Here is a 12,844-nt window from a genome sequence, read left to right as displayed (position 1 = left end):
AGCTGGCGCTATACCCGGCAAGCCGACACCCGTGGTTACGGAAGGTGGCTGGCGCGGTTTCGGATGCAGAACAAGGGGCGGGAGGACGGTGGGTGCCGGGTCAGGCGTGGATCACGGTGAGTGAAGGGCCGGTCCGACGGGTTCGGCTGTCGCCCCGTGCCGCGCGCACGGGCAGGTGCCCGGATGCGAAACGCCCGCCGGACGGGCCGGCGGGCGTTCGGTGGAGCGGGTGCGTCAGCTCTGGATCTCGCTCATGGTCAGCTTGTTGATGACGACCTCCTTCTTGGGGTGGCCGCCACCGGCCTGCTGGCCGAAGGCGTTGTCGTGCCCGGCCGCGCCGACCTGCTTGACGATGTCCATTCCCTGCGTGATCGTGCCGAGGACGGTGTAGTCCGGGCTGAGCTGCGAGTCGCCGTACACGATGAAGAACTGGCTGCCCGTGCTTCCCGGCTCGGCGGACTTGGCCATCGCGATGACGCCCTCCGGGTACGGCGGACGCTCGTCGGTGGGCAGGTTCTCCTCGGCGAACCGGTACTGCGGGCCGCCGGTGCCGTCGGTCTCCCGCCAGCCCTTGCCGGTGGCGCTCGGGTCACCGCACTGGAGCACCTTCAGCCCCTCGGTCACCAGCCGGTGGCACTTGCTGTTGTCGAAGAAGTTCTTGCTGGCCAGGTGGGTGAAGCTGGCCGCCGTGCAGGGCGTGTCGGCAAGGTTGACCTTGGCGGTGATCGGCCCCAGGTTGGTGTCGATCGTCATGGTCTGGGTGCCGACGTTCGGCTGCTGCGTGCCGGGCAGGCCGACGTCCTTGGTCTGCGGCGTGCGCTGGTCGGCCGGCGCCTCGTTCCAGACGCAGAGAGCGGTGCCGGCGGGCGTGGCCGTCGTGTCCGTCTCGTCGTCGCCCAGGCTCGCCACGAGCCACACCGTGCCGGCGACCACGAGCAGCAGGGCCGCCCCCGCCCCGACGATCGCCTGCATCTGCCGGCGCTTACGGGCCTTGGCCGCACGCTCGGCCATCTCCCGCTCGAGTCGGGCCCGCGCCGCCGCGCGCTGCCGCTCTCTGGTGGACGTCACGGTCACTCCTCGTCGTGTCTCGGCGGTCAGTTGCCGCGGATGTGGTGTGGGCTGGCGGTCAGCCGGCGCTCGGAGTCGCCGACGGCGCTGCCGCCGGGCTGCTCGGAGCGGGGGCCGGCGACGCCGCCGGCGTCGTTGCCGGCTCACCGACGGTCAGGCTCTGGATCACCACGTCGGTCTTCGGCTTGACCTTCGCCCCTGACCCATTGTCCACGGTCTCCAGGGCGCCGACCTTCTCCACCACGTCGAGTCCACCGGTGACCTTCCCGATCACCGAGTACGCCGGCTCCGCCGGGTTGAAGTCCTTGAAGAAGATCAGGAACTGGCTGCTGTTGGCGCCGGGCGGGCTGGCGAGCATCGCCACGGTGCCCTTCGGGTACGCCGGGGGCTGGTCGTCCGCGGCCGGGCTCGGCGACGGCGCGGCGGGGACGTTCTCGTCGTAGAACGAGTAGGTCGGCCCGCCGAGGCCGCTGCCGCTCGGGTCGCCGCAGCGCAGCGCCCCTTCGGTGGTGATCTCGTGGCACGTGGTGTTGTCGTAGAACGAGCGGCCCGCCAGGTGGGTGATGCTCGCGGCGGCGCACGGCGCGCCGGCCAGGTCCAGCTCGACGGTGATCGGGGCGCCCTGGTTGGTGGTGACCGTCATCGGGCGGGTGCCGGAGGTGGGCAGGCCCTTGGTGGGCGGGGTGCCGACGTCCTTGAGGTCGGCGTTGCCCTCGGCGTTCTGCGGCGTCCAGGCACAGACGTCCGGCTCGGCCAGGTTCTCCTCCGGATCCCGGTCGAAGCCGCCGAGCGCCCAGACCGAACCGACCACGACGAGGGCGAGCACCACCCCGGCGCCGACACCCGCCTGGATCTGGCGGCGGCGCTTGGCGCGGGCGGCCCGCCGGGCCATCTGCCGGTCGAGCTTCTCCCGTGCGAGCTTGCGCTGCCGGTCCCTGCTGGAAGCCACCCGCGCTCCCCTTCCTCTACCCTGGTCGTCATGGCGGACGGGCGCCGGGCGCCGCCGGGCGCAAGTGCGCCACGCCACACGCCCGCCAGAGTGTACGGGTAGCGGCTGGGAATGTGGTGTACCAGGTCGGCCAAGGGTTCTATCGTCAACTTTCACTGGCCGTACGGCCATGCCCACCCGGGGTGGCCGCGGCGACCCGCCCGGCTAGGCTGCTGACCGGGTAGGCATCGACGAGGAAGGGGAGCGGACGTGCTCGTGGCCGGCTTTCCCGCGGACGCCTTCGGCACCAACTGCTACGTGGTCGCCACCGCTCCGGGGGAGCAGTGCGTGGTGGTCGACCCGGGCATCGGCGTGCTCGACCGCCTCGACGCGCTGCTCGCCGAGCACCGCCTGCACCCGGCCGCCGTGCTGCTGACCCACGGCCACCTCGACCACACCTTCTCGGTCGCCCCGGTCTGCGGGGCCCGCGGCATCACCGCATACGTCCACCCTGACGACCGGGAACTGCTCGCCGACCCCGCCAAGGGCCTCTCGATGGACATGCGCCAGCTCTTCGGCGGTCGCCTGCCGTACACCGAGCCGGAGGACGTCGCCGAGCTGACCGACGGCGCGACCCTCGCCCTCGCCGGGTTGGAGATCACCGTCGACCATGCCCCGGGCCATACCGGCGGGTCGGTGCTGTTCCGGATGCCCGGCGCCGGCTCGCCCTGGGAGGCCGAACAGATCTGCCTCTCCGGTGACGTGCTCTTCGCCGGCTCGATCGGCCGCACCGACCTGCCGGGCGGCAGCATGCCCGCGATGGTGACCAGCCTCCGGGAGAAGATCCTCCCGTTGGCCGACGACACCGTCGTCCTGCCCGGCCACGGCCCCGCGACCACCATCGGTCGCGAGCGTGTGAGCAACCCGTACCTCGTCGAGGCCGGCGGCGCGAGCCCGGCCGCCCCCACCCGGGGCTGGTAGTCCCCGCACCCGCGCGGCGCGCGGGCGATCCACGTCATCCCGCCCGACGCGCGGGAGTTCAAGGAGCATCCATGAGCAAGCCCACGCCCATCTCCGGCTTCCCGGAGTGGACGCCGTCGCAGCGCATGATCGAGCAGTACGTCCTCGACCGGCTCCGCGACACCTTCGAGCTGTACGGCTTCGCCCCGCTGGAGACCCGCGCGGTCGAGCCGCTGGACCAATTGCTACGCAAGGGGGAGACCTCCAAGGAGGTCTACGTGATCCGGCGGCTGCACGAGGAGGAGGGCGCCGCCCCCACCGCCGAGGACACCCTCGGCCTGCACTTCGACCTGACCGTGCCGTTCGCCCGGTACGTGCTGGAGAACGCCGGCAAGCTCCAGTTTCCGTTCCGCCGTTACCAGATCCAGAAGGTGTGGCGGGGCGAACGTCCGCAGGAGGGGCGGTACCGGGAGTTCCTCCAGGCCGACATCGACATCGTCGACCGGGACGACCTCGCCGCGCACCACGAGGCGGAGATGCCGCTGGTCATCGGGGACGCGCTGCGCGGCCTGCCGATCCCGCCGGTGCGGATCCAGGTCAACAACCGCAAGGTCTGCGAGGGCTTCTACCTCGGCCTGGGCCTGACCGACCCGGAGGCGGCGCTGCGCGCGGTGGACAAGCTCGACAAGATCGGCCCGGACAAGGTGGCCGAGCTGCTGGTCGCCAGCGCCGGGGCGAACGAGGCACAGGCCAAGGCGTGTCTGGCCCTGGCGCAGATCTCCGCGCCGGACGCCGCGTTCGCCGCCGAGGTGCGCGCCCTCGGGGTGTCCCACCCGCTGCTCGACTCCGGGATCGAGGAGCTGACCCGGGTGGTGGAGACCGCGGCGGCCCACGCGCCCGGTCTCTGCGTGGCCGACCTGCGGATCGCCCGGGGGCTGGACTACTACACCGGCACCGTCTACGAGACCCAGTTGCAGGGGTTCGAGCGGTTCGGCTCGATCTGCTCCGGCGGGCGGTACGACAACCTGGCCGCCTCCGGCGCGAGCCGGTTCCCCGGGGTGGGCATCTCGATCGGGGTGAGCCGCCTGCTCGGCCTGCTCTTCGGCGCGGACCGGCTGACCGTCTCGCGGAGCGTGCCGACCTGCGTGCTGGTGGCGGTGCCGACCGAGGAGCGGCGGACGGAGACCGACCGGATCGCGCAGGCGCTGCGGGGTCGGGGCATCCCGTGCGAGGTGTCGCCGACCGCCGCGAAGTTCGGCAAGCAGATCCGGTACGCCGAGCGACGCGGTATCCCGTACGTCTGGTTCCCGGGGGTCGACGGGGCGCCGGACGAGGTCAAGGACATCCGCTCGGGCGAGCAGGTGACCGCCGCCGCGGGGGAGTGGAACCCGCCTCGGGCCGACCTGAAGCCGCTGGTCAGCTAGGACGTTACTGGCGCGTACGCGATAGAGTCCCTACGGTGGCGTAGGTTACGCCACCGTAGGGAGAACTTGTGACCGCTCGCACTGCTCTCAGCCAGACCGCCCTGCTCATGGAACTCGAGCCCGTCGTCGAGAAGAACCTCAACCGCCACCTGAGCGTGGCGAAGGAGTGGTTCCCGCACGAGTACGTGCCGTGGAGCGAGGGCCGCACCTTCGACGGACCGCTGGGCGGGGACGCCTGGTCAGAGTCGGACTCGAAGCTGCCCGAGGTGGCGCGGACCGCGCTGATCGTCAACCTGCTCACCGAGGACAACCTCCCCTCGTACCACCACCAGATCGCCACCCTGTTCGGCCCGGACGGGGCCTGGGGCACCTGGGTGGGGCGCTGGACGGCGGAGGAGGGCCGGCACGGCACCGCCATCCGGGACTACCTGACGGTGACCCGGGCGGTCGACCCGGTGGCGCTGGAGCGGGCCCGGATGACGCACATGACGGAGGGCTACTCCAACAACCACGACGACGAGGTGCTGCACACGCTGGCGTACGTGTCGTTCCAGGAGTTGGCGACCCGGATCTCGCACCGCAACACCGGCCGGGTGACCGGCGACCCGAGGTGCGAGGCGCTGCTGGCCAAGGTCGCCGCCGACGAGAACCTGCACATGGTCTTCTACCGCAACCTGCTCGGCGCGGCGTTCGAGCTGGCCCCGGGGCAGGCGATGCGCGCGGTGGCCGACGTGCTGGCCGACTTCCAGATGCCCGGCGCCGGCATCGAGGGCTTCGCCCGCAAGTCGGTGGCGATCGCCCTGGCCGGCATCTACGACCTGCGCCAGCACCGCGACGACGTGGTGGTCCCGGTGCTGCGACAGTGGGACGTGTTCAACCTCTCCGGGCTCGACGCCGACGGCGAGGCCGCCCGCGAGGAGGTCGCCGCCCAACTGGACACGCTGGAGCGGCAGGCGTCCCGGTTCGAGGAGCGCCGCGCGGCCCGCGCCGCCCGGATCGCCGCCACCTCCTGACCCGCCGTCTCCCGCCCCGCCGGGTGCCGCTGCTCGCCACCGCTCGTCCCGGCCCCCTCGGGTGGCCGGGAACGGGCGGCGGCACGGTGGTGGCCGGTCAGGCCGGCGACGGGACGGCCGGCGCGCCGGGCAGGTCGAACAGGAGGCAGGTGGAGGTGGCGTGGGCGACCAGGCGTCCCAGCGTGTCGGTCAGGCGGGCCTCGGCCAGGGCGGTGCGCCGGCCGCGTTGCAGCACGGTGCCCTCACAGCGCAGCAGGCCGGAGTCGACCGTGGCCGGGCGGAGGAACCTCGCGTTCAGGTCGAGTGAGGTGTAGCCGACCCCGGCCGGCAGGGTGGTGTGCACGGCGCACGCGGCGGCGGTGTCGAGGATGGTCGAGATGACCCCGCCGTGCACGGTGCCGAGCGGGTTGTAGTGGAACTCCTGGGGGACCAGCTCGACGGCCACCCACCCCTCCTCGGCCTCCATCCGGGCCATGTCCATCAGCTGCATCACCGGCGGCGGGGCCAGCTCACCGCCGATCATCGCCCGGATCAGCTCCAGCCCGCCGCGTCGTCCGAGGTGGTCGACGCCGACGGTCGGGTCCGACCAGGAGAAGGTGCGGCTGCGTGTCGATTCCTGGGTCTGTGTCACGGACCCAGCCTCGCAGCGCGTTGCTGCGTCTGTCAACGAGACCTAGCCTGGTCGGCATGAAACCCGAGGCACTGGACTGGTCGGTGGAGAACTGCACCATCGGTCGGGCGATGGCGATCCTGGGCGAACGGTGGACCGTGGTGGTCCTCCGCGAGGTGTTCAACGGCGTGCGCCGCTTCGACGACATGCGGGTGCGCACCGGCATTCCCCGGCAGGTGCTCACCAATCGGCTGGCGGCCCTGGTGGAGCAGGGGGTGCTGCGCCGTGAGCCGTACCGGGAGCCCGGCGCTCGGGTGCGGCACGAGTACCGCCTGACCCCGATGGGCTTCGACCTGTGGCCGGTGCTGGTGGCGGTGCTCGCCTGGGGGGACCGCTACCTGGCCGATCCGGAGGGCGCCCCGTTGAGCGTCCGGCACCGCGACTGCGAGGAGCCCGTGCGGGTGGCGCTGCGGTGCGCGGCCGGGCACGAGGTGACCGAGCCGCGCGACCTGGTGCCGAGGCCTGGTCCGGGAGCATGCCGCCGGGTCGACTGAGGGGCGGGTCGTGGGTGTGACCAGAGTGTATAGACGCTCTTCCCTGTGAACAACGTTGCCGTGCTATGACCCAGCTGATCGGTGGGCGGGCTCTTGCAGATGAACTTAGATATGTGAATACTTCACCTCATCCGATCGGCTCCCCCCAGGTCGGTCCGGTGCTCCCGGGCAACGCCGAACGGCGTGCCCCCGCCTCTCTTTGGAGGATGTTCATGCGACCCACGAGGTCAACGCTCCGCCGCGCCGCCACCGTCGCCGTGGCCGGCACCATGGTCGCCGGCTCGCTCCTCGGCGCGCCCGCCCAGGCCGCCCCCGTCTCGCCTGCCTCCCCCGAGGCCGCCACCAGCCTGGCCGAGCGCCTCGGTGACCGTTCCGCCGGTGCCTACCTCGACGCTGCCGGCAAGATGGTCGTCACCGTCACCGACGCCTCGGCCGCCCGCCAGGTCACCGCCGCCGGCGCCACCCCGAAGATCGTCAAGCGTGGCGCCGCCGAGCTGGCCCGCGCCACCGCCGAGCTGGACCGCTTCGCCAAGATCCCGGGCACCGCCTGGTGGACCGACCCGGTCAGCAACCAGGTCGTGGTGTCCGTCGACAGCACGATCACCGGTGCCAAGCTGGAGAAGGTGCAGACCGTCGCCGCCAAGTTCAACGGCACGGTCCGCATCGAGCGGGAGGCCGGCGTGCTGAGCACCCGGATCTCCGGCGGCCAGGCCATCTACGCCGGTGGTGGCGGTCGTTGCTCGCTGGGCTTCAACGTCCGCAGCGGCACCACCTACTCCTTCCTGACCGCCGGCCACTGCACCAACATCTCCGCGAGCTGGTACAGCAACTCGGCCCAGACCAACCTGCTGGGCAGCCGGACCGGCACCAGCTTCCCGGGCAACGACTACGGCATCGTCCAGCACAACAACTCGGCCAACGCGACGGGCAACGTCTCCCTCTACAACGGCACCTTCCGCGACATCACCGGCTCCGGCAACGCCGTCGTCGGCCAGTCGGCGCAGCGTTCCGGCAGCACCACCGGTCTGCGCAGCGGCTCGGTGACCGCGCTCAACGCCACGGTCAACTACGCCGAGGGTTCGGTGTCCGGCCTGATCCGCACCAACATCTGCGCCGAGCCGGGCGACAGTGGCGGCTCGCTGTTCAGCGGCGGCACCGCCCTGGGCCTGACCTCCGGCGGCAACGGCAACTGCCGTCTCGGTGGCACCACCTACTTCCAGCCGGTGACCGAGGCGCTCAGCCGCTACGGGGTCGCCGTCTTCTGATCCCGCCTGTGGGATGATCCGGTAACGGACTCCGAAAACGGGCCGTCGGCACGCCGACGGCCCGTTTCCGTGCGCACGACCCGGCGTACCCGGTCACACACGGGGTACCGTGCGCCCGGTGAGCGTCTCCGCACCGAGCACGTCGGCCTGGGCCCCGCTGCGGCTGGCCGCCTTCCGCAGCCTCTGGCTCGCCGTGCTGGCCAGCAACATCGGCACCTGGATGCAGACCGTCGGGGCGCAGTGGCTCCTGGTCGACCAGCCCGGGGCGGCCACCCTGGTGGCCCTGGTACAGACCGCGAGCATGCTGCCGGTGCTCCTGCTCGCCCTGCCGGCCGGCGCGCTGGCCGACACCTTCGACCGCCGCCGACTGCTCATCGCCGTCCAGTGCTTCCTCGCCGCGACGGGTATCCTGCTCGCCGGGCTGACCGCCGCCGGCCGGATGCCCCCGGCGCTGCTGCTCACCCTCACCTTCGCCATCGGCGTCGGACAGGCGCTGACCCTGCCGGCCTGGCAGGCGGTCATCCCCGAACTGGTGCCCCGGGAACAGCTCGTCTCGGCCTCCGCGCTCGGCTCGATCAGCATCAACCTGGCCCGTGCCGTCGGACCCGCGGTCGCCGGGGTGCTGGTCGCGCAGGCCGGCGTCGCGGTGGTCTTCGGGCTGAACGCCCTCTCCTTCGCGGTCTTCGCGGTGGCCCTGCTGCGGTGGCGACCGGAACACCCCGGGGGCGACCCGATGCCGGAGCGGTTCACCGCCGCGCTGCGCGCCGGTGGCCGTTACGTCCGGCACTCCCCGGTTGTCCGTCGGATCCTGCTGCGCGCCGCCCTCTTCGTGGTGCCGGGAAGCGCGCTGTGGGCGCTGCTGCCGCTGGTCGCCAGCCGCCGGCTCGCCCTGGGCTCCAGCGGGTACGGCGTCCTGCTCGCCGCCCTCGGCCTGGGCGCGGTGGCCGGCGCGGTCGTCCTGCCCCGGCTGCGACGCCTGCTCTCCGACAGCCAGCTCCTGCTCGCCGCCGGGCTGATCTTCGGTGGCACGCTGCTCGTGCTCGCCCTGGTGCCCCGGGCGCTGCCGGTCACCGTGGCGCTGGTCCCCGCCGGGCTGGCCTGGATGACCGTGATGTCCAGCGTCAACGCGGCGATGCAGCTCTTCCTGCCCGGGTGGGTGCGCGCCCGGGGGCTGTCCGTCTACCAGATGGTCTTCGCCGGTGGGCAGGCGCTCGGCGCGCTCGCCTGGGGCGCCCTCGGTGCGCTGGCCGGACTGGAGGCCGCCCTGGTGACGGCCGGCGTGGCGATGGCGGTGTGCGCGTCGAGTGTGCTGCTCTGGCCGTTGCGGGACACGCGGGGCGTGAACCGTGAACCGGCGGTCTACTGGCCGGAGCCGCACCTGACGCTGGCCGCGCACCCGCGCACCGGCCCGGTGGTGGTGACGGTCGCGTACACCGTGCCGCCGGAGCGGCAGGAGGCGTTCGTCGAGGCGATGCGGGCGGTGGGGCGGTCGCGGCGGCGTACCGGGGCGATCCGCTGGGGACTGTTCCGGGCCGGCGAGCGGGAGCACCGGTTCGTCGAGGTCTACCAGGTTCCGTCCTGGGAGGAGCACCTGCGCCAGCACGCCGGACGACTCACCGGGGCCGACCGGGCGGCCGAGGAACGCGCCCGGGCCCTCGTCGACGGTGACCCCGAGATCACCCACCTGCTCCCGGCCGCCCCGGACTGACCGGGGAGTCGCCGTACCGCAGGGTCAGCGCGACCAGCAGCGGAACGAGCGCCTCCGCGCCCGCGGCCACCCGCTCGGCCAGCCCGATCCGGGGGCCGCCGGTGACCAGCTCCACCACGAACCACCCGACGAGCACCAGGAGCACCCCGGCCGTGCCCGTTCCCCACCGGCCCGGGGCGGCCAGGGCCGGCCAGAGGGCCAGCGCGCCGAAGGCGACGGCGGCGGCGAGTCCGTGCGCGGTGGAGGAACCGTGCTCGGCCGGCAACGGGAAGGCGGCCACGGCGACCGTGGCGACGCCGCCGAGCGCGAGCATCAGGCGGCCGGCGGCGCGCAGCGGACGCAGCCCGGCCGCGGTCACGCAGTGGCAGGCCCCGAGCCCCAGCAGAGCGACGGTCATGATCCACCGGTCGGTGGCGTCGAGCGCCGCGAGGGCGCTGATCGTGCCGGCCACCTGGTCGAAACCGCCCGGCTGGCGGGCCGCGCCGAGGGTCCAGCCGCCGACCAGGAGAACCGGAGCGGCGGTGGCGGAGAGCAGGACCCAGCGGCGTACGACGCGCACCTGCCGGACCGTACCGGACCCGAGCGGCCGGCTACCTCCGCAGGGCCGATCCGTACCACCGCGCCTCCGTGCCCGGACGGCCCTGCTGCGGTGCGGTCAGCGGTGGACCTTCACTCCCCGGGCCTCCAGGCGGTCCAGGACGTCGGGGTCGTCGAGCTGCGCCAGGGAGACGTCCAGGTCGCGCAGCGCCGGCAGCGACTCCAACGCCTCCGCCCCGGTGCAGTCGCCGGTCAGGAACAGCTTCGACAGGTTCGGGTGACCGGTCAGCGGGGTCAGGTCCAACGGGGCCGGGTGGTAGCCGTGGCCGTCCAGGTCCAGGGACTCAAGGCCGGACAGCGCCTGGATGCCCTCCAGGGACGACACGTTGTAGTCGTCGGACTCACCGCCCGTGTCGATGTCCAGGGCCTGCTCGACCAGCATGTAGATGTCGTTGCCGCCGTCGAAGTCCAGCTCGGTGATGCCCGCGGCGGCGGCGGACGGCACCGGGACGGCGTGCAGGAGGTCCAGCGACGCCGCCAGGCGCGGGCCCGGGCCCGGGTAGCCGTCGTCCGGGCCGTCCGGGCCGGTCGACTCGATGATCGCGGTGAGGTCCTCCTCGGTGACGACGTCGTTGTCGAGGAGGGCGTTCAGGACGCCCAGGTGCAGGCCGCGGTCGGCGAAGACGATGGTCATGGGCTGGACAGTAGCCTGCCCCTCGGACAGTTCCCGAGGTGGAACGGGTCGTCGTCGGCGCCGGGCGGTCCCGCGGCAGCGGTCCACGGTCGACCGGGTCGCCCGTCCCGTTCCGGCCGGAAGCCGCCCGGTGCCGGTCCGCGCCGGGTGCCCCTGACACAATGCGAGGGGTAAAGCTGGACCGCAGATGAGGAGACGCAAGTCGTGATCCGTACCCATGACGCCGGCGGCCTGCGCGCGGCGGACGCCGGCACCACGGTGACGCTCGCCGGGTGGGTCGCCCGCCGGCGCGACCACGGCGGTGTCATCTTCGTCGACCTGCGCGACGGTTCCGGTGTGGTCCAGGTGGTCTTCCGCGAGGAGGACGCGCACGCGCTGCGCAACGAGTTCTGCGTGAAGGTCACCGGCGAGGTGACCCGCCGCCCCGAGGGCAACGAGAACCCGGAGCTGCCGACCGGCGAGATCGAGGTGACCGCCAGCGCGTTGGAGGTTCTCTCCGAGGCCGCGCCGCTGCCACTGCCGGTGGACGACCAGGTCGAGGCGGGCGACGACGTCCGGCTCCGCTACCGCTACCTGGACCTGCGGCGCAGCGGCCCGGCGAACGCGATGCGGCTGCGCTCCCGGGCCAACCAGCTCGCCCGGAAGGTGCTGCACGAGCGGGACTTCCTGGAGATCGAGACGCCGACGCTGACCCGGTCGACGCCCGAGGGCGCGCGGGACTTCCTGGTGCCGGTCCGGCTCCAGCCGGGCAGCTGGTACGCCCTGCCGCAGTCGCCGCAGCTGTTCAAGCAGCTGTTGATGGTCGGCGGCATGGAGCGGTACTACCAGATCGCCCGCTGCTACCGGGACGAGGACTTCCGCGCCGACCGGCAGCCGGAGTTCACCCAGCTCGACATCGAGATGTCCTTCGTCACCGAGGACGACGTGATCGACCTCGGCGAGGCGATCGTCGCGGAGCTGTGGCGGGACCTCGCCGGGCACGAGATCTCCCGGCCGATCCCCCGGATCACCTGGCACGACGCGATGGCCCGGTACGGCTCCGACAAGCCGGACCTGCGCTACGGCGTCGAGCTGACCGAGCTGACCGAGTACCTGCGCGGCACCGCGTTCCGGGTCTTCGCCGGCGCGATCGACGCGGGCGGGTACGTCGGCGCGGTGGTCATGCCGGGGGGCGCGGCGCAGAGCCGCAAGGAGCTGGACGGCTGGCAGGACTGGGCCAAGGCGCGCGGCGCGAAGGGCCTGGCGTACGTGGTGCTCGACGCCGAGACCGGCGAGCCGCGCGGCCCGGTGGCGAAGAACCTCTCCGCCGAGCACCTGGCCGGGCTGGCCGACGCGGTCGGCGCGAAGCCCGGTGACGCGATCTTCTTCGCCGCCAGCCCGAACACCCGGGAGGCGCAGGAACTGCTGGGTGCCGCCCGGGTGGAGATCGCCAAGCGGTCCAACCTGGTCGACGAGAGCGCCTGGGCGTTCTGCTGGGTGGTCGACGCGCCGATGTTCGAGCGCACGGACGAGGGCGGCTGGACGGCCGTGCACCACCCGTTCACCTCGCCGAACGCCGAGTGGATGGACCGGTTCGAGGAGGCCCCCGACCGGGCCCTGGCGTACGCGTACGACATCGTCTGCAACGGCAACGAGATCGGTGGCGGCTCGGTCCGTATCCACCGGGGCGACGTGCAGCGGCGGGTCTTCGACCTTCTCGGCATCACCCCCGAGGAGGCCCAGGACAAGTTCGGCTTCCTGCTGGAGGCGTTCAAGTACGGCCCGCCGCCGCACGGCGGCATCGCGTTCGGCTGGGACCGGGTCTGCATGCTGCTCGCCGGGGCGGACTCGATCCGTGAGGTGATCGCCTTCCCGAAGACCCGGGGCGGGTTCGACCCGCTGACCGGCGCGCCGACGCCGATCACCGGGCAGCAGCGCGCCGAGGCCGGCATCGACGCCAAGCCGAAGGCTGCGGCCGTCGCGCACACCGGCACCGCCGGCCCGGCCGCCCCGGTGGCCGACCCGACCTGATCCGTCGCCGAGGCGTCGACACGAGAAGAGCCGGGGTGGACCTCGTCCACCCCGGCTCTTCCGGGTCCGCCGA

General features: G+C 72.7%; 12 protein-coding genes. 7 read left to right on the top strand and 5 right to left on the bottom strand.

Going from position 1 to position 12,844, the window contains the following annotated elements; all coding sequences use genetic code 11:
- Positions 1 to 234: 234 nt before the first annotated feature.
- Entirely contained in the window at positions 235 to 1,068 is an 834-nt protein-coding gene (locus GA0070618_RS32135) for a peptidylprolyl isomerase (RefSeq protein WP_088985993.1), read from the bottom strand.
- Positions 1,069 to 1,126: 58 nt separating this feature from the next.
- Positions 1,127 to 2,017 (bottom strand): peptidylprolyl isomerase, encoded by an 891-nt coding sequence (locus GA0070618_RS32130; protein ID WP_088984993.1) that lies wholly within the window; start codon positions 2,015 to 2,017, stop codon positions 1,127 to 1,129.
- A gap of 249 nt (positions 2,018 to 2,266) precedes the next feature.
- On the opposite strand from GA0070618_RS32130, the gene GA0070618_RS32125 reads away from it, so the two are divergent.
- From GA0070618_RS32125 to GA0070618_RS32115, 3 genes are all read left to right on the top strand, one after another.
- Entirely contained in the window at positions 2,267 to 2,977 is a 711-nt protein-coding gene (locus GA0070618_RS32125) for an MBL fold metallo-hydrolase (RefSeq protein WP_088984992.1), read from the top strand.
- Positions 2,978 to 3,048: 71 nt separating this feature from the next.
- Complete coding sequence (gene hisS, locus GA0070618_RS32120) at positions 3,049 to 4,380, top strand: histidine--tRNA ligase (protein WP_088984991.1); 1,332 nt, start codon at positions 3,049 to 3,051, stop codon at positions 4,378 to 4,380.
- Positions 4,381 to 4,487: 107 nt separating this feature from the next.
- The gene (locus GA0070618_RS32115) at positions 4,488 to 5,393 is read left to right on the top strand and encodes an acyl-ACP desaturase (protein WP_088985992.1); all 906 of its coding nucleotides are present in this window, start codon (positions 4,488 to 4,490) and stop codon (positions 5,391 to 5,393) included.
- A gap of 97 nt (positions 5,394 to 5,490) precedes the next feature.
- On the opposite strand, the gene GA0070618_RS32110 is transcribed toward GA0070618_RS32115, so the two are convergent.
- Entirely contained in the window at positions 5,491 to 6,024 is a 534-nt protein-coding gene (locus GA0070618_RS32110; protein ID WP_088984990.1) for a PaaI family thioesterase, read from the bottom strand.
- Positions 6,025 to 6,080: 56 nt separating this feature from the next.
- Between GA0070618_RS32110 and GA0070618_RS32105 the strand changes: the two genes are divergently transcribed.
- The 3 genes from GA0070618_RS32105 to GA0070618_RS32095 all read left to right on the top strand — a co-directional run bounded on the left by GA0070618_RS32105 (position 6,081) and on the right by GA0070618_RS32095 (position 9,530).
- Positions 6,081 to 6,557, top strand: coding sequence for a winged helix-turn-helix transcriptional regulator (locus tag GA0070618_RS32105; protein ID WP_088984989.1), 477 nt, complete (start codon positions 6,081 to 6,083; stop codon positions 6,555 to 6,557).
- A 212-nt stretch (positions 6,558 to 6,769) separates the two neighbouring features.
- A complete protein-coding gene (locus GA0070618_RS32100) occupies positions 6,770 to 7,822 on the top strand; it encodes a S1 family peptidase (protein WP_088985991.1) in 1,053 nt (350 codons plus the stop codon).
- Positions 7,823 to 7,940: 118 nt separating this feature from the next.
- Positions 7,941 to 9,530, top strand: a complete 1,590-nt coding sequence (locus tag GA0070618_RS32095) for an MFS transporter (RefSeq protein ID WP_088985990.1) — start codon at positions 7,941 to 7,943, stop codon at positions 9,528 to 9,530.
- Here the strand turns inward: GA0070618_RS32095 and GA0070618_RS32090 are convergent.
- Positions 9,499 to 10,089 (bottom strand): DUF998 domain-containing protein, encoded by a 591-nt coding sequence (locus tag GA0070618_RS32090; protein ID WP_088984988.1) that lies wholly within the window; start codon positions 10,087 to 10,089, stop codon positions 9,499 to 9,501. The two genes, GA0070618_RS32095 and GA0070618_RS32090, sit on opposite strands and share 32 nt — an antisense overlap.
- A 96-nt stretch (positions 10,090 to 10,185) precedes the next feature.
- Complete coding sequence (locus tag GA0070618_RS32085) at positions 10,186 to 10,761, bottom strand: DUF6892 domain-containing protein (protein ID WP_088984987.1); 576 nt, start codon at positions 10,759 to 10,761, stop codon at positions 10,186 to 10,188.
- Between the two features lie 204 nt (positions 10,762 to 10,965).
- On the opposite strand from GA0070618_RS32085, the gene aspS reads away from it, so the two are divergent.
- Positions 10,966 to 12,771 (top strand): aspartate--tRNA ligase, encoded by a 1,806-nt coding sequence (gene aspS / locus GA0070618_RS32080; protein WP_088984986.1) that lies wholly within the window; start codon positions 10,966 to 10,968, stop codon positions 12,769 to 12,771.
- Positions 12,772 to 12,844 lie beyond the last annotated feature (73 nt).

This window comes from Micromonospora echinospora, assembly GCF_900091495.1.
Lineage (GTDB): Bacteria > Actinomycetota > Actinomycetes > Mycobacteriales > Micromonosporaceae > Micromonospora > Micromonospora echinospora.
Note: the sequence above shows the minus strand (reverse complement) of the source record. Positions and strands in the feature narration are given on the sequence as shown.

Bases quoted from the DNA above. Each gene is read 5' to 3' on its own strand.
- hisS (WP_088984991.1), top strand. From the start codon at position 3,049: ATGAGCAAGCCCACGCCCATCTCCGGCTTCCCGGAGTGGACGCCGTCG.
- GA0070618_RS32115 (WP_088985992.1), top strand. From the start codon at position 4,488: ATGGAACTCGAGCCCGTCGTCGAGAAGAACCTCAACCGCCACCTGAGC.
- GA0070618_RS32105 (WP_088984989.1), top strand. From the start codon at position 6,081: ATGAAACCCGAGGCACTGGACTGGTCGGTGGAGAACTGCACCATCGGT.
- GA0070618_RS32100 (WP_088985991.1), top strand. From the start codon at position 6,770: ATGCGACCCACGAGGTCAACGCTCCGCCGCGCCGCCACCGTCGCCGTG.
- GA0070618_RS32085 (WP_088984987.1), bottom strand. From the start codon at position 10,761: ATGACCATCGTCTTCGCCGACCGCGGCCTGCACCTGGGCGTCCTGAAC.